Source organism: Tropicibacter alexandrii (assembly GCF_003667315.2).
In the GTDB taxonomy this organism is placed as follows: domain Bacteria; phylum Pseudomonadota; class Alphaproteobacteria; order Rhodobacterales; family Rhodobacteraceae; genus Tropicibacter; species Tropicibacter alexandrii.
The window spans coordinates 460,530-482,388 of the sequence record NZ_RCTZ02000001.1 but is presented as its reverse complement, the minus strand read 5'-3'; the positions used below and the strand labels follow the sequence as shown (position 1 = coordinate 482,388).

General features: G+C 65.1%; 23 protein-coding genes and 1 other RNA gene. 15 read left to right on the top strand and 9 right to left on the bottom strand.

Annotated elements, in window-relative coordinates:
• Positions 1 to 14: 14 nt before the first annotated feature.
• The 6 genes from D8Z78_RS02365 (at position 15) to rpmG (ending at position 4,708) form a co-directional block, all read left to right on the top strand.
• Complete coding sequence (locus D8Z78_RS02365; RefSeq protein WP_121632228.1) at positions 15 to 617, top strand: hypothetical protein; 603 nt, start codon at positions 15 to 17, stop codon at positions 615 to 617.
• A 254-nt stretch (positions 618 to 871) separates the two neighbouring features.
• Positions 872 to 1,975 carry a LysM peptidoglycan-binding domain-containing protein gene (locus D8Z78_RS02360; RefSeq protein ID WP_121632227.1) on the top strand — a complete coding sequence of 368 codons (1,104 nt, stop codon included), beginning with the start codon at positions 872 to 874 and terminating at the stop codon, positions 1,973 to 1,975.
• A 3-nt stretch (positions 1,976 to 1,978) separates the two neighbouring features.
• Positions 1,979 to 3,022, top strand: coding sequence for a transporter substrate-binding domain-containing protein (locus D8Z78_RS02355; protein ID WP_121632224.1), 1,044 nt, complete (start codon positions 1,979 to 1,981; stop codon positions 3,020 to 3,022).
• 168 nt (positions 3,023 to 3,190) lie between these two features.
• Positions 3,191 to 3,901, top strand: coding sequence for an alpha/beta fold hydrolase (locus D8Z78_RS02350; protein ID WP_121632223.1), 711 nt, complete (start codon positions 3,191 to 3,193; stop codon positions 3,899 to 3,901).
• A gap of 138 nt (positions 3,902 to 4,039) precedes the next feature.
• An RNA gene (gene rnpB, locus D8Z78_RS02345) (RNase P RNA component class A) lies at positions 4,040 to 4,436 on the top strand.
• Positions 4,437 to 4,540: 104 nt separating this feature from the next.
• Positions 4,541 to 4,708 (top strand): 50S ribosomal protein L33, encoded by a 168-nt coding sequence (rpmG, locus tag D8Z78_RS02340; protein WP_076622039.1) that lies wholly within the window; start codon positions 4,541 to 4,543, stop codon positions 4,706 to 4,708.
• 75 nt (positions 4,709 to 4,783) lie between these two features.
• Here the strand turns inward: rpmG and D8Z78_RS02335 are convergent, their stop codons facing one another.
• The 4 genes from D8Z78_RS02335 to D8Z78_RS02320 all read right to left on the bottom strand — a co-directional run bounded on the left by D8Z78_RS02335 (position 4,784) and on the right by D8Z78_RS02320 (position 7,169).
• The gene (locus D8Z78_RS02335; protein WP_121632221.1) at positions 4,784 to 5,179 is read right to left on the bottom strand and encodes a hypothetical protein; all 396 of its coding nucleotides are present in this window, start codon (positions 5,177 to 5,179) and stop codon (positions 4,784 to 4,786) included.
• 90 nt (positions 5,180 to 5,269) lie between these two features.
• Positions 5,270 to 5,728 carry a cupin domain-containing protein gene (locus D8Z78_RS02330; protein ID WP_121632220.1) on the bottom strand — a complete coding sequence of 153 codons (459 nt, stop codon included), beginning with the start codon at positions 5,726 to 5,728 and terminating at the stop codon, positions 5,270 to 5,272.
• Positions 5,729 to 6,023: 295 nt separating this feature from the next.
• Positions 6,024 to 6,809 (bottom strand): Bax inhibitor-1/YccA family protein, encoded by a 786-nt coding sequence (locus D8Z78_RS02325; RefSeq protein WP_121632218.1) that lies wholly within the window; start codon positions 6,807 to 6,809, stop codon positions 6,024 to 6,026.
• A gap of 159 nt (positions 6,810 to 6,968) precedes the next feature.
• Positions 6,969 to 7,169, bottom strand: a complete 201-nt coding sequence (locus D8Z78_RS02320) for a DUF1127 domain-containing protein (protein ID WP_121632216.1) — start codon at positions 7,167 to 7,169, stop codon at positions 6,969 to 6,971.
• 125 nt (positions 7,170 to 7,294) lie between these two features.
• Here D8Z78_RS02320 and D8Z78_RS02315 point away from each other — a divergent pair, with 125 nt between their 5' ends.
• Complete coding sequence (locus tag D8Z78_RS02315) at positions 7,295 to 8,140, top strand: LysR family transcriptional regulator (protein ID WP_121632215.1); 846 nt, start codon at positions 7,295 to 7,297, stop codon at positions 8,138 to 8,140.
• Here the strand turns inward: D8Z78_RS02315 and D8Z78_RS02310 are convergent.
• From D8Z78_RS02310 to D8Z78_RS02300, 3 genes are all read right to left on the bottom strand, one after another.
• Positions 8,137 to 8,532 carry a hypothetical protein gene (locus D8Z78_RS02310; RefSeq protein WP_121632213.1) on the bottom strand — a complete coding sequence of 132 codons (396 nt, stop codon included), beginning with the start codon at positions 8,530 to 8,532 and terminating at the stop codon, positions 8,137 to 8,139. The genes D8Z78_RS02315 and D8Z78_RS02310 overlap by 4 nt on opposite strands.
• Before the next feature lie 54 nt (positions 8,533 to 8,586).
• Entirely contained in the window at positions 8,587 to 9,600 is a 1,014-nt protein-coding gene (locus tag D8Z78_RS02305; protein ID WP_240671967.1) for an alkane 1-monooxygenase, read from the bottom strand.
• A 159-nt stretch (positions 9,601 to 9,759) separates the two neighbouring features.
• Positions 9,760 to 10,653, bottom strand: coding sequence for a lytic transglycosylase domain-containing protein (locus D8Z78_RS02300; RefSeq protein WP_121632211.1), 894 nt, complete (start codon positions 10,651 to 10,653; stop codon positions 9,760 to 9,762).
• 101 nt (positions 10,654 to 10,754) lie between these two features.
• Here D8Z78_RS02300 and ftsY point away from each other — a divergent pair, with 101 nt between their 5' ends.
• Entirely contained in the window at positions 10,755 to 11,909 is a 1,155-nt protein-coding gene (gene ftsY, locus D8Z78_RS02295) for a signal recognition particle-docking protein FtsY (RefSeq protein WP_121632209.1), read from the top strand.
• Here the strand turns inward: ftsY and D8Z78_RS02290 are convergent.
• Positions 11,906 to 12,394: an MgtC/SapB family protein gene (locus D8Z78_RS02290; RefSeq protein WP_121632208.1), complete on the bottom strand. Its 489-nt coding sequence runs from the start codon at positions 12,392 to 12,394 to the stop codon at positions 11,906 to 11,908. The genes ftsY and D8Z78_RS02290 overlap by 4 nt on opposite strands.
• Positions 12,395 to 12,471: 77 nt before the next feature.
• On the opposite strand from D8Z78_RS02290, the gene D8Z78_RS02285 reads away from it, so the two are divergent.
• Genes D8Z78_RS02285 through D8Z78_RS02275 form a run of 3 tightly spaced genes read left to right on the top strand, consistent with a single transcriptional unit; the run spans position 12,472 to position 16,066 of the window.
• Entirely contained in the window at positions 12,472 to 13,374 is a 903-nt protein-coding gene (locus D8Z78_RS02285; RefSeq protein WP_121632206.1) for a DMT family transporter, read from the top strand.
• A gap of 36 nt (positions 13,375 to 13,410) precedes the next feature.
• Positions 13,411 to 15,399, top strand: a complete 1,989-nt coding sequence (locus D8Z78_RS02280) for a hypothetical protein (RefSeq protein ID WP_121632204.1) — start codon at positions 13,411 to 13,413, stop codon at positions 15,397 to 15,399.
• Positions 15,400 to 15,454: 55 nt separating this feature from the next.
• Entirely contained in the window at positions 15,455 to 16,066 is a 612-nt protein-coding gene (locus D8Z78_RS02275) for an inner membrane-spanning protein YciB (RefSeq protein ID WP_121632202.1), read from the top strand.
• A 34-nt stretch (positions 16,067 to 16,100) separates the two neighbouring features.
• Here D8Z78_RS02275 and D8Z78_RS02270 read toward each other — a convergent pair whose 3' ends face one another.
• Positions 16,101 to 16,535 carry an Lrp/AsnC family transcriptional regulator gene (locus D8Z78_RS02270; protein ID WP_121632243.1) on the bottom strand — a complete coding sequence of 145 codons (435 nt, stop codon included), beginning with the start codon at positions 16,533 to 16,535 and terminating at the stop codon, positions 16,101 to 16,103.
• 109 nt (positions 16,536 to 16,644) lie between these two features.
• Between D8Z78_RS02270 and D8Z78_RS02265 the strand changes: the two genes are divergently transcribed.
• The 4 genes from D8Z78_RS02265 (at position 16,645) to D8Z78_RS02250 (ending at position 21,857) form a co-directional block, all read left to right on the top strand.
• Positions 16,645 to 17,760 carry a type III PLP-dependent enzyme gene (locus D8Z78_RS02265; RefSeq protein ID WP_121632200.1) on the top strand — a complete coding sequence of 372 codons (1,116 nt, stop codon included), beginning with the start codon at positions 16,645 to 16,647 and terminating at the stop codon, positions 17,758 to 17,760.
• 66 nt (positions 17,761 to 17,826) lie between these two features.
• Complete coding sequence (locus D8Z78_RS02260) at positions 17,827 to 20,121, top strand: xanthine dehydrogenase family protein molybdopterin-binding subunit (RefSeq protein WP_121632199.1); 2,295 nt, start codon at positions 17,827 to 17,829, stop codon at positions 20,119 to 20,121.
• Entirely contained in the window at positions 20,096 to 21,136 is a 1,041-nt protein-coding gene (locus D8Z78_RS02255; RefSeq protein WP_121632197.1) for a DUF2235 domain-containing protein, read from the top strand. The genes D8Z78_RS02260 and D8Z78_RS02255 overlap by 26 nt, the downstream gene beginning before the upstream one ends.
• A gap of 247 nt (positions 21,137 to 21,383) precedes the next feature.
• Positions 21,384 to 21,857, top strand: a complete 474-nt coding sequence (locus D8Z78_RS02250) for a CoA-binding protein (RefSeq protein ID WP_121632195.1) — start codon at positions 21,384 to 21,386, stop codon at positions 21,855 to 21,857.
• Positions 21,858 to 21,859: the final 2 nt, after the last annotated feature.

Sequence of the window (21,859 nt, the reverse complement as noted above, 5' to 3'; positions counted from 1 at the left end):
GACGCCCGGCTTCGATGTGGTCGCTGGAAACGCTGGGGCGGGAACGCCTGTCGCGGCATTTCTGGATGCGGGAATTCCTGTATTCCGAGATCGGAAACTTTCACGAGATCAGCAACATACCGGACGATCCTGATCTGGCGCTTGAACGTGGACGTGCGTTCGCCACGACCTTGCTGGACCCTTTGGAGGAGACGTTTGGGCGCATCTTCGTGCGCTCCGGATATCGGTCTGCCCGGCTGAATGCCTTTGGCAATGCGCACAAGCTGAACTGTGCGCGCAACGACTATCCGCTGGAATGCCATATCTGGGACCTGCCCGACCGGCCTGTCGCGGGGGCGTCGATCGTGATCCCGTGGTTCGCCGACCGCTACGCGCGGGGGCGGGACTGGCGCGACCTTGCGTGGTGGCTGCATGACCACCTCGACTATTCTGAAATCTGGTTCTTTCCGAAACTCTGCGCCTTCAACATCGCGTGGCGGCCCGATCCGCTGCGGCGGATCGACAGTTACATCGCGCCGAAGGGCACGCTGCTGAAGGACGGTCGCGCCGCGCCGGACGGGCGCGCGGCGGCGTATGCCGATTTTCCACCGTTTCGGGGTCTCCGCCCGCCCGCGTGAGGCCGCTCGGAGCGGCTCGGCAGCAGGACCCAAGCCGTGGTGTCGCGCGGGGGATCCCCCCCGATATCTGGCGCGATCGGCGGGATTCCGCGCTCCGATTCTGTGGATAAGTCGAAATGCCCTCTGCGCCAGACCTTGGGGCCGGGTTCGAAACCCTTGATAGATATGGGGCAAAGCACATCTTGTGGCGGCAAGGTTGACCGATCCCACAACATAGGCGATTTTTTACCGAAATCACTTTGGGGGACGGACATATGACGGCACGAAGCTTGGTGCTGATGACAGGGCTGCTGGTGGGCAGCGCTGCATCGGTTGCGGCGCAGGAGACCTGCGGCGGGATGTACAAGGTGCAGCGGGGGGATTCGCTGTCGCTGATTGCCGACAAGCTCTACAAGGATGTGGGGCAGTGGACGGCGATCTACCGCACCAACATGGACAAGATTTCCAGCCCGGATGCGATCCGCGTCGGCCAGACCTATCGGATGCCCTGCATCGGCGGATTGCCCACGGGCCTTGAGGGCGGCACCCCCATTGCCGAGATCACCAAGGTCGCCGCCGAGCCCAAGCTCGATGCCGCCGCCGACCTCGCGCAGCGCCAGCGCGCCGCGACGGAACGCAAGAAAGGCGTCGATGTCAAATTGCTGGCGGGCGACGATTTCCAGCCCTTCACCAACCGTCTGCTGATGAATTCCGGGATGATTTCCGATCTCGTGAACCGCGCCTTCGTCGCCGATGACAGCACCGGGCAGCACAAGTTCTACTGGGTCAACGACCGCAACGTGCATCTCGACCCGATGCTGAGCGAAGGCATGGTCGATCTCGCCTTCCCATGGAAGAAGCCCGATTGCAGCGCGCTGGGTGACGCGCCGATCTGCACCGATTACCTCTATTCCGAACCGATGTTCGAGATGCTGGTCGTGCTGTTCACCGCAAAGGGCGCGGGCGTCAGCTATACCGGCGAGGATGATCTGGCGGGCCTGCGCGTCTGCGCGCCGCAGGGCCACGATGCAAAGGGACAGTCGGCGGGATATCTCGCCAAGGTCGGCGCGCGGCTGCAACAGCCCGCCAAGGCCGAGGACTGCTTCGTCCGTCTGATGGCGGGAAGCGCCGACGCGGTGGCGATCAACGAATTCACCGGCCGCATCGTGGCGCGGGACATGGGGATTGCCGACGCGGTCGAACTGCAGCTGTCGCGCCCGCTGGCCATCGAGGGTCTGCACGCCGTCGCCCATCGCAGCAACCCGCGCGCCGAGGCGCTGATCGAAGCCTTCGACACTGGGCTGGGCAAGATGCGCGACAGCGGCGAATACCTGCAGGTCATCGACAAGCACATGTCCTCGATCTGGGCGGGGCTCTGACCGATGCGCCCCATCTGGAGGAAGGCGGCGGCCGGACTGGTCGCCGCGCTGTTCGCATCGCTGGGCGCGCAGGCCAGCGCGCAATGCGCCAATGACGCTTATCTGGTCAAGGCCGGGGATACGGTCTTTTCCATCGCGGAAGGGGCGTATGGCGACCCGGAAAAGTGGACGCTGATCTATTACGCGAACGAGGCGAAGCTGCAGGCTTCGGTGTTTCAGGTCGCCCCCGGCGACGTGCTGAAGATCCCCTGCGAGCCGGGCAGCCAGCAGGCTGACGCCACGCCGCTGCGCGTCGACAATGCGGAACTCAAGCTGCTGACCGGCTCGAACTATGCGCCCTTCACCGACCGCGAGTGGCCGGGGCAGGGCATGGTGACCGAACTGGTCAACGCCGCGATGGAGGCCACGCCCGCGCCGGTGACCTATTCGATCGACTGGGAGGACGACTGGTCCAAGCACCTGTTCCCCAAGCTCGACGCCAAGGAATTCGACATGGGGTTCCCGTGGCTCAAGCCCGATTGCGACCAGACCCCGGATGACGAGCGCTGCGCGAATTTCCACTTCTCGGACCCGCTGGTCGAGATCCTGATCCTGCTCTTCGTGCGGGAAGGATCGGGCTTCACCTACGAAAGCGACGCGGACATTCTGGGCAAACGGCTGTGCCGCCCCAAGGGCTATTTCACCCACGATCTGGACCGCCCCGACCGGCAATGGCTGTCGCAGGGCAAGATCACGCTGGTGCAGGCGGACGACCCCGAGGCCTGTTTCCGCGAATTGCAGGCGGGCAATGTGGATGCGGTGACGCTGAACGTCTTTCTCGGTGCCGAGACGATCAACACCATGGGGCTGCGCGGGCAGATCGTGCCGCTGGAAAAGCCGCTCTCGGTCGAGGGGCTGCATGTCATCATCTCGAAAAAGCACTGGCGCGGCACGACCTTCTTGTACCGTTTCAATGCAGGCCTCGCGGCGCTGAAGGAAAGCGACCGCTACAGCGAGATCGTGTCAAAGCACTTGGGTGTCTTCTGGGACCAGATCCGGACGAACTGACGGTGGCATTCCGCCCTCGTGAAACCGGCGCGGCAGGGTCGCGCCGGTTTTTTGGTGTGCCCCTTCACCTTGGTGGAAAACTCTGTCACCTATCGATGCATGTGAAACCTGTGAAACAGGGTGCGATGCGGCAGCGGGGGCGAGCGGTGACAGGTATCGAGGGCACGCATGCGTGAACCGCTGGTCTTGTTGCCGGGACTTGTCTGTGACGCGCGCCTCTACGGGCCGCAAATCGCCGACCTGTCGCGCGATCACGCGGTCATGGTGGCACCTGTCTCGGAAGGGGAGCGGATCGAGGAGATCGCGTCGAATGTGCTCGACGTGCTTCCGAAACGCTGCGCGCTGGCGGGCTGGGGGCTGGGCGGGATCGTCGCGATGGAGGTGATCCGGCGGGCGCCCGACCGCGTCACGCGGTTGTGCCTCATGTCGACGACGCCCTTGCCGGAAACGCCCCAGCAGGCCGCCGAGCGGGATCCGAGGATCATCCGTGTCCGGGCCGGCAAATATGCGCAGGTGATCCGGGAGGAATACCATTCCGACCTGCTAATGCCCGGCCCATGGCGGGCCGAGATCCTCGCCCTTGTCGAGGACATGGCCTTGGGGCAGGGGCCGGACTGCTTCGTCCGGCAAAGCCGTGCGCTGCAGCGACGGCGCGACCAGCAGGCCAACCTGCGGCGGATCAATGCGCCGGTCCTGATCCTGAGCGGCGCCGAGGATGTCCGGGCGCCGGTGAAACGCCAGAGCTTCATGGCGGAACTGATTCCAGGGGCGGAACTGACGGTGCTGGAGGGCGTCGCGCATTTCCCCACGCTGGAGGCGCCGGAGCAGGTCTGCGCAGCCTTGCGGTCATGGATGAAACGGCCGCTGCTGCTGCGCTAGGCCGTTGCCACGCGGAGTGCTGCGCACGCTCGATGTCTCGTCGGTCGGGCTGCGCCCTCCTCCTCGGGTGGGCGCCCGTGGTGGTCGCACGGTTCCCGGCTTGACCTCGCGCCCGTTGCGGGCTTTACAGGCGCTCGCGTGGAAGGCTGGACGACCGCTGCCCGACAGGGGAGAGGAAAGTCCGGACTCGACAAAGCAGCGGTGCCGGGTAACGCCCGGGCAGGGCAACCTGACGGATAGCGCCACAGAAAACAGACCGCCTTTCGGTTCGCCGACAGGCAAGGGTGAAACGGTGGGGTAAGAGCCCACCGGGGGCATGGCAACATGGCCCGCATGGCAAGCCCCACCGGGAGCAATGCCAAATAGGGACCTCGCGTGCGTCTCGATCCCGCCTGCGGGATATCGGCACAGGGCGGCTTTGGCCCGAGAGGTCCGGGTTGGCAGCAGGAGCCATGTGGCAACACATGGCCTAGATGAATGGTCGTCGATCCCGCTTGCGGGGGGACAGAATCCGGCTTACAGGCCTTCCACGCAAAAGAATCCGCCTTGGGTGTTGACTCGGGCACAGGTCCGGGTAAAAGCCGGGCTTCATACAGATTTCACGTGAGGCGCGCCGCGCCCTCGTTTGGGAGACAGACCATGGCGAAGCCGACCACCATCAAGATCCGCCTGAACTCGACCGCGGGTACGGGCCACTTCTACGTGACGAAGAAAAACGCACGCACCATGACCGAGAAGATGACCGTTCGCAAGTTCGACCCGGTCGCGCGCAAGCATGTCGAATACAAGGAAGGCAAGATCAAGTAATCTTGCCCTTACTGGACGACCCAAGGCCGCACTGCGCATCCGCAGGGCGGCCTTTTGCGTTGCGCCGGTGCGCGCCTACCAGAAGCCGTACATGATGTCGTCGGGGTTTGGGGGCAGCTTGGCAACGCGGTCCGCATCCACTGAAGTGATATCGCCGCTGGTCTTGCCGTCGATGTAGTGGCGGCGGAAATTGTGTCGGCAAGCGCCGAAGGATGCGGTCGAGGTCAGCTTTGCCGCAAAGCGCAGCACGGTCGGCATATGCGGGTTCTCCTGCGCGATCTGGTGGCGCAAGAGCGGCAGAACCTCTTGGTATTCCTTCTTGCGCTCGCTCTGGCCGCAGACGAGGTTGACCGCCGCACTGCCGAGCTTGCCGACGATCGGCACCTGCCCGGCCAGTTCGCTCGCGCCCCAGCAGGCGGCATGCTGGCCCTTGATGGTGTTTGGGTCTTCTGCCTTGTGTTCCGGATTCATGTCCAATGTCCTTGTTACGAATATGACCGCTAATATGGGTATCAGTTTTCCCGCAAATGCCCGCCCGGGCAAGCCTTGGAATGGCGTGGCTCAGGTGGGCAGGGGGTCGGTGGGTGCGCCTGTTTCCGTCGCCCAGCGGCGTTCCTGGGTCTTGCGTTCGACATGCAGCACCTTGTCCTGTCCGGGGTAGTGGACGCGGTCGCGCGGGGCGCGCGTTCCGATGACCATGTAGCGCGCCGGTGCATCCGAGCGGTTTTCGAGCCGGTGGGCCACCGGCGCACCCGCGGCAAAGGTGGCGGCATCGCCCGGCGACAGGACGTGTTCGCTGTCGCCTTCGATCAGGGTGACTTCGCCTTCCAGCAGGTAGACCATCTCGTCCTCTTCCTCGTGCCAATGGGCATGGCTGCTGGCCGCCCCGGGCGAGAGGATCTCGACGAAGGCGCCGAACTGCGTCAGCCCCCCGCTATCGCTGAACAGCAGCGCCTCGAAAGCGCCGAGAGCGTCGCCACCGCTGTCCCGGCGCACGTCGTCCTGTGTGATCTTCGGCATGGTTGTCCCTCCCGCTCGCGCAAGGGTAGCAAGATACCATGCGTTCGGGGAAATTTTCTGCGCTCGAAGGAGAGGGCCGGGCGGCATTGATCCGGCTGGGTGCGAAGACCTCTGCCGGCTGGCCGTCCTGCACCGATGCGGGGCGGGTTGTCACCGGCTACCGAGCCCGGGGTGCCCCAGTGCACGGCGCAGAGGGGCAGCGGCACGGCAGGTTTCCGTCTGTGCCTGAAAAGGCGGTCGGCATGAAAAAAGGCCGGTCACTTGGACCGGCCTTCCACGTGCCATGCGGCTGCGATCACTCGCGATTGCCGAACAGTTGCAGCAGCATCATGAACATGTTGATGAAGTCCAGATACAGGCTCAGTGCGCCCATGATGGCCGCCTTGCCGAGGAAGTCCTGATCCCCGTGCTGGGCATGCTGGATGTAGGTGTTCTTGATGTTCTGCGTGTCATAGGCGGTCAGGCCCGCAAACACGAGCACACCGATCACCGAGATCGCAAAGCTCATCGCGCTCGACGCGATGAAAATGTTGACGATCGACGCGACGACCAGACCGATCACGCCCATGATCAGGAACGATCCCCAACCGGAAATGTCCTTCTTCGTGGTGTAGCCCCACAGCGAAAGACCGGCAAAGGAGATGGCGGTGATCAGGAAGACCTGAATGATCGACTCGCCGGTGAAGACGAGGAAGATCGACGAGATCGACACGCCCATCAGCGCGGCAAAGATGTAGAACACGGTCTGCACGCCAGCGGCGGGCAGGCGGTTCATCGCAGCGCCGAAGCCGAAGAAGACGAAGGCCAGCGGCGCCAGCATCACAACCCATTTCAGCGGCGAGAGGTACAGCGCTTCACCAAGGCCCGTCAGGTACTTGTTCGCACCGATCTGTGCAGTTGCCCCGCTGGGATCGCTGGTGACGGCCAGCCCCGCGATGGCCCATGCGGCCAGAAAGGTGATGAACATGCCGACGGACATGGTGCCGTAGACCTTGTTCATGTGGGCGCGCAGCCCCGCGTCAATCTGGGCCGCGCGGGCGCCTGCGACGCCACCGGTCCGGATTGTGTCAAATTCTGCCATTGCAGCCTCCGTATAAACCCTGTTGCGCCCGCGCGACGCGCGCGCGGGTTACAGGACAACATATTGGAAGATGCAGGGCCCGTTTCAAGGACTTATCGACGCGCGGAGGCGTCAAAACCGCCTGAATATGCAGCAATGGTAAGGAGATACCGCAAATCCTCAGCGCGCCCAGTGATCGGGGGCGTCCCAAAGCGGACGGGCGGCTTCGCGCGCGGCCTGTGTGTGGGTCAAGCCGATGTCGCGCAGCGCCGCAGGATCGAGATCGGCCAGCCGCTGGCGGCTTTGCCACGATGCAAGGCGGGCGCGCAGGCGCAGGACGGGGGCGAGGGGGGCGGCGACCAGATGGGCAACACGGATCATGATGTATTCCTTCACGGTTTGTGATGAATGCTGCTGTAAGCATGTTTGATGTTGATGTATCTGCGCCTTCATGATTGATTTGTGAAACGAATGTTCTTTATCCCATCCATCACGGAACGTGATTCATGCGAAATCTAGATGTAACAGCCCTTCGCTCCTTCGTGGCGGTTGCCCAATCCGGGGGCGTGACGCGCGCCGCCGGGTTCCTGAACCTGACGCAATCCGCCGTGTCGATGCAGTTGAAACGGCTCGAAGACATGCTGGGGCTGAAGCTGCTGGACCGGTCCGGGCGCGGCGTATCGCTGACGCCCGAAGGTGCGCAGTTGCTGACCTATGCGCAGCGCATGGTCGAGCTGAACGACGAGGCCTATGGCAAGCTGACCGAAAAGAAATGGGAGGGTGAGATCGTGCTGGGCGTGCCGGTCGACATCGTCTACCCGGTCATTCCGCGCGTCCTGCAGCAGATGGGGCGCACGCATCCACGGGTGAAGGTGCAGCTTGTCAGCTCCTTCACCAAGGAGCTGAAGGCGGATTTTGCGCGCGGCGCCATCGACGTGATCCTGACGACAGAGCCGGGCATTGGCCCCGAGGGTGAAACCCTGCTGGAGGTCCCGCTGCGCTGGGTCGGCGCGCCGGACGGGCAGGCCTGCAAGGGGCGGCCCTTGCGCGTTGCGTTTTGCCGCTATTGCGGCTTTCGCGAGGATGCGCTGCGGCGTCTGGACGCGGCGGGCTGGGCTTGGGAACTGGCGGTCGACTCCGAAAGCGACCGCACCATCGAGGCCTCCGTCAGCGCCGATCTTGCGGTCACCGCCAGTCTCGAAGGGCATATCGCGCCATATCTGAGCCATGTCGATCACGGCATCCTGCCCGATCTCGGCACCCAGCAGATCAACCTCTACGCGGGCAAGGCCAAGGGGGCGATCATCGACGCGCTCTGCGATTACATCCGGCAGGGAATCGCGGCGGTCTAGACGCCCACATCGGGGCCCATGCAGACCATCGGCTCGTCGTTCTGGTTGGCTTCGTACAGCACGGTCGAGGCCGGATCGTTCTCGAACACGGCGCGCAACCCGCTGCCTTCCTTGAAGAAGGACCAGCATTGCGGTTCCGGCGTGTCGTCGTAGACAAAACAAATCTGCCCGGCCTCTTCGTACCAGAAGCCGTCCTTGCACTTGCCGTCTAGGAAGGACCAGCGCACCTCGCGGTCGCGCAGGTATTCCTCGACCCCGTAGGCTTGGCCCTGCATGCCGAAATACAGGGTCTTGCCGGTGACATAGGCCTCGAATTCCGCGGCGGACATCGGTTCGGCGGCGGCGGCGGGCAGGGCGAGCGCGCAAAGCGCGAGGGCGAGAATCTGTTTCATGCGCTTAAGGTGGCATAAACCAAGACCCGCGCAAGGTCAGGATTTAACGAATGGTTAAACTGCGCGTGAGGTCGCCCATTTCCGGGCGCGTTTGTCCATGATGCGCCGCCAGAGTGGCGGCACCAGCGCGATCACCGCCATCATCGGCAGGGAATGCGGCAGGATCGGCATGGCTTGCCTGTCCAGATCAAGGCCGGGATAGGGCCGCGCGGGGTGAGCGTGGTGATCGGAATGGCGCGGCGCGTTCAGCATCAGTGCCGAGGTAAAGCCCTGCGGCGCGTTCCAGCTGTGCTGCGGGCCGACCGGTTCAGTCCGCCCGTCCGTCTCGCTCCGGCGCAACCCATAATGCTGAACATAGTCCGACAGCAACAATTGCGCCTGTGCATAGGCGGACAGGCCCAGCAGCCACAGCGCGCCCTCGGTCTGACCGATGGCATAGGCAATGGCCAAGGAGGTCAGCGCCCCAAGTCCGTACCACAGATAGGGGTGCAGCCCGTGCCCCTTGCGCAACCGGTTTTCGGCCCGAAAGCCCTCGCGCAGCGCCCCGATCCAGGCGCGCGGGGCGTAGGCGTAATAACTTTCACCCATGCGTGCGCTGTTGGGATCGCGGTCGGTCGCGGCGTGCACATGATGCACCCGCACATGGGCCGAGGCATGGTGACCGAACAGAACCGCGCTGTAGACGGCCATCCCGAGCCGCCGCAGAGCGCGCGGCGACCGGTGGATCAACTCATGCGCGTTGGAGTTGCTGACCTGTCCCAAGAAAAGGGAAAGTGTTATGAATAGCAGTATCTTATTGGTCGCTGTTAATGTGTCGCTTGAGGTGAGCGCCGCGATCCCGCCATAGAGCAGCGGAAAATGCAGCAGGCCCAGCGTGACCGACAGTGCATTGCCCGAGGGGAATTCCTGCCCCGGATGATCGACCTGTGCGAGGGCCGAGATCTTGTCCATGAAAAAGGCGAAGACGGTCATGTAGGCCAGCGCCAGCGCAGGCCAGACACCGCCCCACAGCATCGCTGCGGCGAGCAGGGCGCAGATCCCGAGTGTGACCAGGGTGAATCGGGTCAAGACGATGGCCTCCTGTCGATGCACCAGTCATGCCACAGGATTCCGTCACGCGCGCGGCGGAAATCGGGAATTCTTTGGCGGCTGCGTCTGGGTTGAGATTATGATCATCTGTTCGGAAATTTGAGACATATTCGGCGTAGTTTATCGGCTTTGTGAAATTCAGTAGTTCTTGTAGACGGCACAGACACAGCCGCGCGCCTTCAGCTTGCTGCAATAGGACCAAGCCGAGTCGCGGTCCTTGCGCCCGATGCGCGCCATGAAATACCCGCCCTTGGGGCTTGCCCGGCTTTTCTGCCAGACGAGATCGGGCTTTTCGCCCTTTACCAACGCGGCGCAGCTGCGCACCCTCTGGCGGTATTGCGCCAAGGCTCGGTCCTGCGTCGTGCCAAAGGCCAGCTGGACGCCCCATTGCAGCATCTCGGGTTCCGGCTCCGGATAGGGCGTCAGGCGACGGTTGAGCGCCAACTCGTGGCAGGCGGTGGCAAAGGGCTTGTCCGGTTGCAGGGAAAAGTCATGCCGATCCGGTGGATTGTCACGCCATGTCTCGGCGCTGAGCCCGGTGATGATCTGGACATAGTCGATGGTCTCGCGCGCCAGCCCGCCGGAGCGCGTCACCAACCCGTCTGCGCGCCGCTCGCCACCGTTATAGGCCACCGCCGCCAGCCCTTGATTGCCATAGTGGCGGCTGAGTTCGCCAAGGTACTCGGCGGAATACTCCATCGCCTCTGCCGGATTGTAAGGGTCCCGCAACCCGCGCAATGCGGCCGTCGACGGGATGAACTGCGCGATGCCTTGCGCATTGGCATGGCTCAGCGCGTGCGGGTCGAACCGGCTTTCCTGCCACAAGAGCCGCGCAAAGAAGCCGGGATCCAGCCCGTTCAGCCGCGCAAAGCTTTCGATCGCCTGACAGGTGTCATGCACGAAATGCGACGGGCGGATGCACTGAACCTGCCCAAACGCCCCCGGCGAACACAACGTACCGGGCTCGTCAACGGGTTGCGCACGCAGCGCCGCAGGCAACAGCAAAAGGCAGATCAGCAGCAGGCGGGACATAAGCCATTAGGGTGTGGACGCGGGGCGGCGGTCAACTCACACTTTCATCAGGCGCCAAGGCGTATTAGGTGAGAGGGACCACAGACGACAGGCGTTTCCCCATGTCCCTTTTCGGCAAGCTCAAGAACAAGCTCTTCAAATCCTCGTCCAAGCTGGACGAGGGGCTGGATGCCATCGTGCAGGATGGCGGCACCGAAGAGGCGCCCGAGCCGCCGCAGCCTGCGCCACCGCCCCCCTCCGAACCCAAAGCGCCCCCGCCACCCGCGCAGACAGAGGAGACGCCGCAACCGGTTCCGGCCACGCCCGCCGATCCGCGCCCCGATGTCACGCCCTTGGACATGCCGCAGCTTGAAGAGCCCGCCTCCGATCAGCCCCGGACCGGCTTTCTGGGCCGACTGCTGGGGCGCGGCGGGGCAGGCCCGGTGGTCAAGCGCACGCTCGATGACGAGATGCTCGAACAACTCGAAGAGCTGTTGATCGCCTCGGATATGGGCGTGGATACCTCTTTGCGGGTGACGGCGAACATCGCCGAGGGCCGCTATGGCCGCAAGGTCTCGACCCAGGAAATCAAGGGGTTGCTGGCGCAGGAAATCGCCCGCGTGATGGAGCCGGTGGCACGGCCCCTGCCGCTATATGGCAAGAAACCGCAGGTCGTGCTGGTGGTCGGCGTCAATGGCGCGGGCAAGACCACGACCATCGGCAAGCTCGCCAGCCAGTTCCGCGCCGCCGGAAAGTCGGTGGTGATCGCGGCGGGGGATACGTTCCGCGCGGCGGCGGTCGAACAGCTTCAGGTCTGGGGCGACCGCGCCGGTGTGCCCGTCCTGACCGCGCCCGAGGGGTCCGACCCGGCCTCGTTGGCGTTTGACGCCATGACCAGGGCGCAAGCCGATGGGGCGGATCTGCTGATGATCGACACCGCCGGGCGCTTGCAGAACCGCGCCGACCTGATGGAGGAATTGGCCAAGATCGTCCGCGTGATCCGCAAGAAGGACCCGGAAGCGCCGCACAACACCCTGTTGGTGCTGGATGCGACGACGGGTCAAAACGCGATCAATCAGGTCGAGACGTTTCAGAAGCTGGCAGATGTGTCGGGGCTGGTGATGACCAAGCTCGACGGCACGGCCAAGGGCGGTGTGCTGGTGGCCTTGGCGGACAAGTTCGGCCTGCCGATCCACGCCATCGGCGTGGGCGAGCAGATCGACGACCTGTCCCCCTTCGACCCCGAGGAATTCGCCGCCGCGCTGACCGGGCTTTAACGATCGTGGGTGCCCAGCAGTTTTTCGACCTGCCGCAACACGAACAGCACGACGACGACCACCACCGTGGCAAGCGCCGCCAGCACCATGCTGCCTGCCCCGCAGCCAAGGCCGATGGCACCGCAGAGCCACAGCGAGGCGCCGGTGGTCACGTTCTGAACCCTGCCACGACTGGTAAAGATCACCCCGGCGGCCAGAAAAGCGACCCCGGCGGTGACTGCTTCGATCATGCGCAGCGGGTCATGGCGCTGTTCACCGCTGGAGCCGAAATCCAGCGCCGACAATTCACGCCCCACAAGCACGAACAGGCAGGCCGCGACGGAGACAAGGATATGCGTGCGCAGCCCCGCAGGCTTGCCCTGCAACTCGCGTTCCAGCCCGACGATGGCGGCGAGGACGACGGCCACCGACAGACGCACAAAGGCGATCGAGGCCGGAACGACCGAGAAGCTGCCGCCGAATTCCTGCCCAAGCTGTTCCCACATGCGTCCTCTCCTGCTGATCGTTGTGTCAGTGACAGGAACCGCCCGCTGCCGATGCCGGTTCCCGACGCGGGGCCAAGATGAGCGATTGGCTGATCTCCCTCGAAGGCACCGAGGCCGGTCATCAACTGGCATTGGCGCTGGCGCTGATGGCGGCGTTCCTGCACGCGGCCTTTGGCGCGCTGCAAAAGGGGCGACACGACCCGTGGCTCTCGCGCGGCGCGATCGACGGCATGTACGGGGTGATGGCCGCGCCATTTGCCCTCTTCGTCGTGCCGTGGCCCGAGCCGCATATGTGGATCATCCTCGTCGGCGCGCTGGTGATCCACACGGTCTACAAGGTCTTGCAGGCGCTGGCCTACACGCAGGGGGCCTATACGGTGGTCTACCCGGTGGTGCGCGGCACCGGACCCTTGTTCGCGGTGATCGGCGCGTCTTTGGTGTTTGGCGAGCGTTTCACGCTGGTGCAATGGGCCGGTGTGGGTGTGCTTCTGGCGGGAATTTACGGGCTGGCGCTGTATAACTGGCGCTACCTTGTCGAGGCGCGCGAGACGCTGTCGCGCGCGCTGATCTTTGCGGTGGCGACGGGGCTGTTCGTGGCGCTCTACACGACTTACGACGCTTACGGCATCCGGGCGACGGCGGACCCGTTCACCTTTCTCGCGTGGTTCTTCCTGTTCGATGGCTGGGTGATGCCCATCGCCGCCGCGTTGCGGTGGCGCAACCTGCCCAACCCGCCAACCTTGGGCCCGCTTCTGGGGCGTGGCTTTGTCGGGGCGATCATCGCTTATTTCAGCTTTGGCGGCATCATGCTGGCCACGCGGCTGGACAAGGTCGGCGAAGCGGCTGTCCTGCGCGAGACCTCGACCGTGTTTGCGGCGCTGATCGGCTGGCTGGTGCTGAAAGAAACGGTGGGTCCCCGGCGCATCGCCCTGATGACCTTGATCGCGGCGGGGGCTGTCATCGTGGAGATGGGCGGGTAAAAGACAGGGGATTGAACCGAATTCCCGTTACCCGCCATGATCCGATTTTGCCTGATTGTCCTCATGTTTTGCGCGCCGCTTGCGGTGCAGGCCCAAGGCTGTGCCGTCGCCCCGCCGGATTGGGTCAACCGCGCCGAACGCTTTGTCTGGGGGCAGGTCTGTGCCGGGCAGGTGGCGGACTTGCGCCAGACGGCGGGTGCCGATGACGGCGCAGGCTGTGCCGCGATGCGCGCGCAGGAGGGCTGGCCGCAGGCGCGGGTGATCCGCGCGCGGCTCCTGCGCGAGATGGTCACCTCGGCGGAGTATGTCCAAGCCCTGCCGCGCCCGGTGGTCGCGCTGCGCTGCGCCCGCATCGAGGGTCGGCTGGACCTGTCCGAGACAACGCTGGGCGTGGCACTGGGTCTGCGTCGCAGCCGGATGCCCGAGGGTCTGGACCTGACGCGCGCTGACCTGTCGCGCGGGCTGGCGCTGGATGGCAGCGATCTGGGCGCCGCGCGGCTGGCCGCGCCGGGCTTGCGGCTGGGCGGCGACCTGTCGCTTGTGGGGACCGTGGCCGACGGGATCGACCTGAACCATGCGCAGATCGGCGGCAGTCTGGTGGCCACCAGCGCCCGCGTGGCCGGTGTTATCGCCGCCGATCGGATCGCCATCGGCAGCGACCTGCTGTTGGATGCCGGTGCCCAGATCGGCACGCTCAGCCTGTTGCGTGCGCGCATCGGCGGCACGCTTGACGCCAGCGGCGCGCGGTTTTCCGGCCAGTTCGACGCGGATGGCACCGAGATCGGAATCGATCTGTTGATGCGCCATGGCGGCGTCTACCAGCGCGTCGATCTGCTGGGGGTCAAGGTTGCGCGGCGGCTGTCGGTCAGCGGGTCGCGCTTCGAGGGCTTGTTCAACGCCGACCGGCTGGAGGTGGGCGAAAGCGCCTTTCTCCGCGAAGGGGCAGAGTTCCAGCGCGTCGACCTGCTGGGGGCCATGATCGGCGGGCAGCTCAGCGCCAGCGGCAGCACCTTCCACGGGCTGTTGAACGCCGACCTGATGGAGCTGGGCGACAGTCTGTTCCTGCGCGATACGGTTCTGCATTCAGGCGCAGACCTGACTGGTGCGGTGATCGGCGGCTCGGTCCGGGCGCGTGGCGTGCGGGTGCCGGGTCAGTTCGACGCAGCGCGGGCGCAGGTCGGGGGCGATTTTGTGCTGGGGGAGGGCAGCGAAGTTGCACAGCTGGACATGCCAGCGGCGCAGATCGAAGGCGACGTGCTGTTGGGGGCGGCGCAGATTGCCGAGCGCGCCGACCTGACCGATGCGGCGATGAACGCGCTGGTGCTGCGGGTGGGCGAGGCGGACCCGATCTGGGCCGGGGAGGCGCGGCTGATCCTGCGCAACGCGACCGCCACCAGCCTGCTGTCGCGCATGCCCGAAAGCTGGGTGCGCGCCGATGGCACGCGCCTGCCGGTGGACCTGTCAGGCTTTGCCTATGCGCGGCTGGGCGGGGCATGGCGCGATGGCGGTTTTCACCCCGGTCAGATTCACGCGCCGGTCTTGATCGACTGGATCGAGGGCGCGCGGCCCAAAGGGTTGGGCTACGTGCCGCAACCCTTCCGGCAGCTGGAAACCGTGCTGGAGGATCTGGGGGCCGAGATGGCGGCGGCTCGGGTCGCCTATGCCCGCCACCTTCACCGGATGGAAACACGGCAGGGCCAACCCTTTGTCAGCCTTGGCGAATGGCTATGGATGGCGGTGGTGGGTTTTGGCGTCTACCCGTTCCGGTTGCTGTGGTGGTTTGGCGCGCTGGTGCTGGCGGGGGCGGTGATCGCGCGGCGCAGCATCATGCTGCGCGAGGAAAGCCTGACGGACTGTTTCTGGTATTCGCTGGAAAACGCCATTCCGCTGATGGACCCGCATCCGCGCCATGGCGAGATCACCCATGTGCGCCCGTTGACGCGCAGTTTCTTTCACTTCCAGCGCATCGCCGGGTTCGTTCTGGCGACCATCCTTGTCGGTGCGCTGACCGTGTTGGGCGAGTAGCGCATTGCGCCCGGGCGCATCAGCGCCTATCTCAGCGCCAGCCAAGGGAGGCCGCATGACCGAGAACACCCCGAACAAGATCGACCCCAAGCTGAAATCGGCGTTGGAACTGGGCCCGGTGCTGGCCTTTTTCGTGGCCTACCTGTGGCTGAAGGACGATGTCTTCACCATCGGGGGCACCGACTACAAGGGGTTCATCGTCGTGACGGCCGGGTTCATCCCGGTCTTTCTGCTCTGCATGGGCCTGCTGTGGAAGCTGACCGGCCATCTCAGCCTCATGCAGGTGGTCACGGCCGTGCTGATCGTGGTGTTTGGCGGGCTGTCGGTCTGGCTGAACGACGAGCGGTTCTTCAAGATGAAGCCGACGCTGATCTACCTGCTGTTCGGTGGCGCGCTGACCGTGGGCTTGATGCGGGGCGAAAGCTGGCTAGAAAAGGTGATGGAGGGGATGATGCCCCTGCAGCACGAAGGCTGGATGATCCTGACCAAGCGGATCACGTTGTTCTTCTTCGGTCTCGCGGTGCTGAACGAGTTGGTTTGGCGGACGCAGAGCACCGACATGTGGGTGACGTTCAAGACCTTCGGTCTGACGATTGCGATCTTCGGCTTCTTCCTGTTCCAGGGCGGGCTCTTCAAGCGCTATGCGCTGGAAGAGGACGAGGAGTGACCCGGAGTAGGATGGGTGATCACCCATCCTACTTTCAGGCGCTTCGGTCGATTTTCGTACTCAGGTGGATCAGGCTTTCGCTGCTGCGCACGCCCTTGGCCTCGCCGATCCGGTCGAGGCACTGATCCAGCACCTCGGTATCCTCCGCCGCCAGTTGCGCGATCAGATCGAACCGCCCCGAGGTGGTGTGCACGCAATCGACCTGCGGCATCGACCGCAGCCGGTCCAGCACGGCGGGTGTGGCACGCGGCTCGACGCTGATCAGAACCGTGGCGCGCAAGGGCGGGCGCAGGCCCGGCCCGCGCCGCAGGGTGAAGCCCGCGATCAGCCCGCGCTCGACCAGCCGGTCGATCCGGGCCTGCACCGTGGTGCGCGCGATCCCCAGCCGCCGGGCCAGATCGGCCACCGGCAGGCGGGCATTCTCGGACAGGGCCGCGATCAGCGCGCGGTCGGTTTCGTCGGTTTGCATGATCATCCCTGCGATGTGTCGAAAATCATGAGTCAGATTGGCAGATTTGCCACGTGATTTCGAGCTTTTCCTGCCGCACCCTTTATGCAGAGCAGAACAGGAGCGCATGATGGGATTGCAACAGGCATTACAGTCGGACCCGGCCCACTGGCTGGCGCAGGAACGCCCGGACGAGCCGATCCTGTTCTTCGACCCGGCCCGCTTGCGCCGGGCGCAGGCGCAATTCCGCGCCTTCCCGGGCGAGGTGACCTATGCGGTAAAGGCCAACCCGGACCGCGCCGTTCTGGCGGAACTGGCGCGGGGCGGCATGACGGCGTTCGACGTGGCCTCGCCCGAGGAAATGGCGCTGGTGCGCGCGGTCGCGCCTCAGGCGCGCCTGCATTACCACAACCCCGTCCGCTCGCGGCGCGAGATCGCGCAGGCCCGGCGCTTTGGCTGTGTCAGCTGGTCGGTCGACCGCGCAAGCGAGCTGGACAAGCTCGGCCAGATCGAGGGCCTGGAGATTGCCGTCAGGCTCAAGCTGCCCGTCGCCGGGGCCGTCTATGATTTCGGCTCGAAATTCGGTGCCGGTCCCGAGGCGGTGGCGCAGCTGCTGCGACAGGTCGTCGAGCGCGGCGGCAAGCCGTCGATCACCTTTCATCCCGGCACGCAATGCCCCGATCCGCGCGCTTGGGTGCGCTATATCGAGGCGGCGGGACAGATCGCGCGCGAGACGGGCATCCGCCTGCACCGGCTGAACGTGGGCGGCGGCTTTCCCGCGCACCGGGACGGCGACGCGCCGGACCTGCACGCCATCTTCGACGCCATCCGCACCGCCGCACAGGCCGCCTTTGACACGGTCCCGCCGCTGGTCTGCGAGCCGGGCCGCGCCATGGTGGCCGAAAGCCACGATCTGGCGCTGCGGGTCAAGGGCCTCGACGAGGCGGCGGTCTTTCTGAATGACGGCATCTATGGCGGCCTGAGCGAATGGCGCGACCTTGGCCCTGCGGGCCGCATCCGGGCCATTTCGCCCGAAGGCGCGCCGCGTCACGGCCGCCCGCGCGACATGACCGTCTTTGGCCCGACCTGCGACAGTCTCGACCGGCTGTCCGAGCGCGTGCCGCTGCCGGGCGACCTGTCCGAGGGCGATTACCTGATCTTTGGCGCCTGCGGGGCCTATTCCTCCACCCTTGCCACGCGCTTCAACGGCTATGGTGTTCAGAGCGTGGTGGTTTTGACGCGCTGAGCGTCTGGACAACCCGGACTTGACCGCTACAGTCCGCCCCGAGACGTACAGCGCGAGGGCAGCACCATGGAAAAGTTCGGCAAGAGCCAACCGGTTACGAGGATCGAGGATCAGCGGTTCCTGACGGGGCACGGGCGCTATATGCAGGATGCCTTTCCCGAGGGCGCGCTGGTGGCCTACATGTTCCGCTCGCCGGTGGCGCATGCCACGATCACCGGGCTGGACCTGAGCGCCGCGCGCGCCGCCGATGGCGTGCATGGCGTCTACAGTTCCGAGGACATGCTGGCGGATGGGCTCGACACGTCGATGACCTTCACCTGCGCGCCCAACCGTGACGGCACCAAGGGCGCCGCGCCCAAGCGCCCGATGCTGGCCGAGGGACGGGTGCGCTTCGTCGGGGAGCCGGTCGCCATCATCGTGGCCGACAGCCTGCAGCAGGCCAAGGACGCCGCCGAACTGATCGAGTTCGACTATGACGACCTGCCCGCCAAGCTCGACACCGGCGCGGGCGGCGAGACGATTCACCCCGAGGCCCCCGACAACCGCGCCTATGATTACGGCATCGGCGACGAGGAGGCGACCAACGCCGCTTTCGACGCCGCCGCGCGCACCGTGTCGCTGGAGGTCGGGGACAACCGCATCATCGCCAACTCGATGGAGCCGCGCGGCTGTTTCGCCGAATGGGACGGCACGCGCCTGCACCTGTCCTTTGGCGGGCAGGGCGTCTGGGGGATGAAGGGCGAACTGGCCCGGGTCTTTGGCCTGGAGCCTGAGAATATCCGCGTCACCCATCCCGATGTGGGCGGCGGTTTCGGCATGAAAAGCTTCCCCTATCCGGATTACTTCGCCGTGGCCTTTGCCGCCAAGACGCTGGGCAAGCCCGTCGCATGGATGGCCGACCGGACCGAGGCGATGCTGACCGACAATGCCGGGCGCGATCTGGTGACGCTGGCGGAACTGGCCTTTGACGAGGACAACCGGATCACCGCCTACCGGGTGCATACGCGCAGCAATCTTGGCGCGTATAACTCGCATTTCGGGCAAATGATCCAGTCCTTCCTGTTCGCGCGCGTCCTGACCGGGACGTATGACATCCAGACGGCGTATATGCGTGCCGAAGGGTTCTACACCAACACCACGCAGGTCGACGCCTATCGCGGCGCCGGGCGCCCCGAGGCGATCTACGTGCTGGAACGCGTCATGGACCGCGCGGCGCGCGAGCTGGGCGTCGATCCGATGGAGCTGCGCCGGATCAACTTCATCAAGAGCTTCCCGTACAAGACCGTCACGGGCGAAACCTACGATGTGGGCGATTTCCCCCGGGTGATGGATCACGGCGCGACAAAGGCGGACATGGCGGGCTTTGCGGCGCGCCGCTCCGCCTCCGAGGCGGCAGGCAAGCTGCGCGGATTGGGTATTTGTTATTACATCGAGTCTATCCTCGGCCAACCGCATGAGGATGTGAAGGTGGAGTTTACCGAAGACGGCGGCGCACGGATCTATGTCGGCACCCAGTCCAACGGGCAGGGGCATGAGACGGTCTATCGCCAGTTCCTGTCCGATCAGTCGGGCATCCCGGCCGACCGGATCGAGGTGATCCAAGGCGACAGCGACCTGATCGCCGTGGGCGGCGGCACCGGCGGGTCGCGCTCGGTCACGACGCAGACCAACGTGACCTTGCAGGCCGTGTCCGAGATCGTCACCGGCTTTTCGGAGTTTCTGGCAGGTGAAATGGGCGTTTCGCCCGAGAATGTGACCTTCGACGACGAACGATTCCGCGCGGAGGGGTCGAACCTGACGCCCACCATGCTGGAGGTCGCGCAAATGGCGCGGGATGCCGGGCGGGCCGACCTGCTGACATGGCAGACGCGGGCGACGCTGCCGGGCCGGTCCTATCCCAACGGTTGCCACATCGCCGAGGTCGAGATCGACCCGGATACCGGCGTCACGGTGGTGGACCGCTACAACGTGGTCGACGATTTCGGCAACCTGATCAACCCGATGCTGGCCACCGGTCAGGTCCATGGCGGGGTGGCGCAGGGCATCGGGCAGGCGCTGACCGAACGGGTCGTCTATGACGAGGACGGGCAATTGCTGACCGCGACCTTCATGGATTACGCCATGCCGCGGGCCAAGGACATGCCGATGATCGGGCTGGATTACGAACCGGTCCCCTCGACGGCCAACCCGATGGGGATGAAGGGCTGCGGCGAGGCGGGCACCGTCGGCGCGCTGGCCGCCGTCAGCAACGCGGTGCAGGACGCGCTTTGGGCGCGCGGGATCAAACAGGTGGATATGCCCTTCACCCCGATGCGGGTTTGGGCGATGCTGAGGGATGAACAGGCAATCGCGGCTGAATGAGTGGTTACCGGGCTGGCTGAGGCGGCGCTTTGCCTCCAGCCATTCCGCATGGCGTGCGCGACGCGGCCCGGTGGACCATGTCATCATGCTCGACGGCACCATGTCCTCGCTCGCCCCGGGTGAGGAAAGCAATGTCGGCCGATCCTACCTGCTGCTCAAGGAGGCGGGTTCGGCCAATGTCTATTACGAGGCGGGCGTGCAATGGACCGGTTGGGGCGCGGCGCCGGACGTGGCCATGGGGCGCGGCATCAACCGGCAGATCCAGCGCGCCTATGGTTGGCTGGCCTCGCGGTATCGGCCCGGTGACCGGATCTTCTTGCTGGGCTATTCACGCGGCGGCTACGCGGTGCGGTCGCTGGCCGGGATCATCGACCGTGTCGGCCTGCTGCGCGCCGACAGCGCGACCGAACGCAACATCCGGCAGGCCTATCGCCTTTACCGCTTTCGGGGCGTCAGCCAGACTGTGGGCGCCTTTCAGGCCGCGCATTGCCATGCCGGGGTCGCGATCGAGATGCTGGGCGTCTGGGACACGGTCAAGGCGCTTGGCATGCGGCTGCCGCTGCTCTGGCGCTTTTCTGACGCCGAGCACGCTTTTCACAGCCATGAGTTGGGCCCGCGCGTCAAGGCGGGGTTTCAGGCGCTGGCCCGCGACGAGACACGGCAGGCCTATGCCCCGGTGCTGTGGTCCTGCCCGCCGGGTTTCGCGGGGCATGTGGAGCAGGTCTGGTTCAAGGGAACGCATGGCGATGTCGGCGGTCAGCTTGGGGGGCAGGAGGACGCGCGCCCCTTGGCCAATATCCCGCTGGTCTGGATGCTGGACCGGCTGGAAGAGCGCGGGATTGCCTTGCCCGAGGGCTGGCGCGACCGCTTTCCCCAGGATGTGAACGCCCCGTCCATCGGGCTGTGGCAGGGGGTCAGCAAGCTGTTCGTCTTGCGCGCGCCGCGTGTGATCGGCGCTGACCCGTCCGAGCGGATGCATGAAACCATCGCCGAAGCGGAACGCGAACCCGCCTGAAAATCCCGAAAATCCCAGGGTCAAGGTTTTTTGTTCACGACTTCTTTACAGGACTTTAAACTGTGGCATTTACGCCTATCTCTGTTGCAGGTCGCGGGGACGGAACCCCCGCGAAACCTTCACTGTCCCTCGTTCCGTAACTGCGCCCGGGTCTTTTTGCCCGGGCGCTTTTTCTTTGCCGAGAACGGACCGCAACACGCCGCAGGCAGGCGTTTCCTTGCACGTCCGAGGCGGATAAGGTCGCGCCATGACCATGACTTACAGCGACTCGCATCTTAGGGACATCCTCAAGCGGACCAAGGTCGTGGCCGTGGTGGGTGTCTCGATGAACCCCGTCCGGCCCAGCTATTACGTGGCCCGTTACCTGTCGCTCAAGGGGTACAAGGTGATCCCGGTCAACCCGGGTCATGCCGGCGAACGGCTGTTCGGGCAGGAAGTCCGGGCGTCGCTGGCCGATTGCCCCGAGACCGTCGACATGGTCGACATCTTTCGCCGGTCCGAGCATGTGCCGCCGATCGTCGAAGAGGCGGTTTCCCGATTGCCCAACCTGCGCACCGTCTGGATGCAGATCGGCGTGACCTCGCCCGAGGCGACCGAGATGGCCGAGGCGCGAGGACTGGACGTGATCCAGAACCGCTGCCCCAAGATCGAATACCAGCGCCTGTTCGGCGAATTGCGCATGGGCGGGTTCAATACCGGGGTGATTTCCTCGAAACTCTAGGG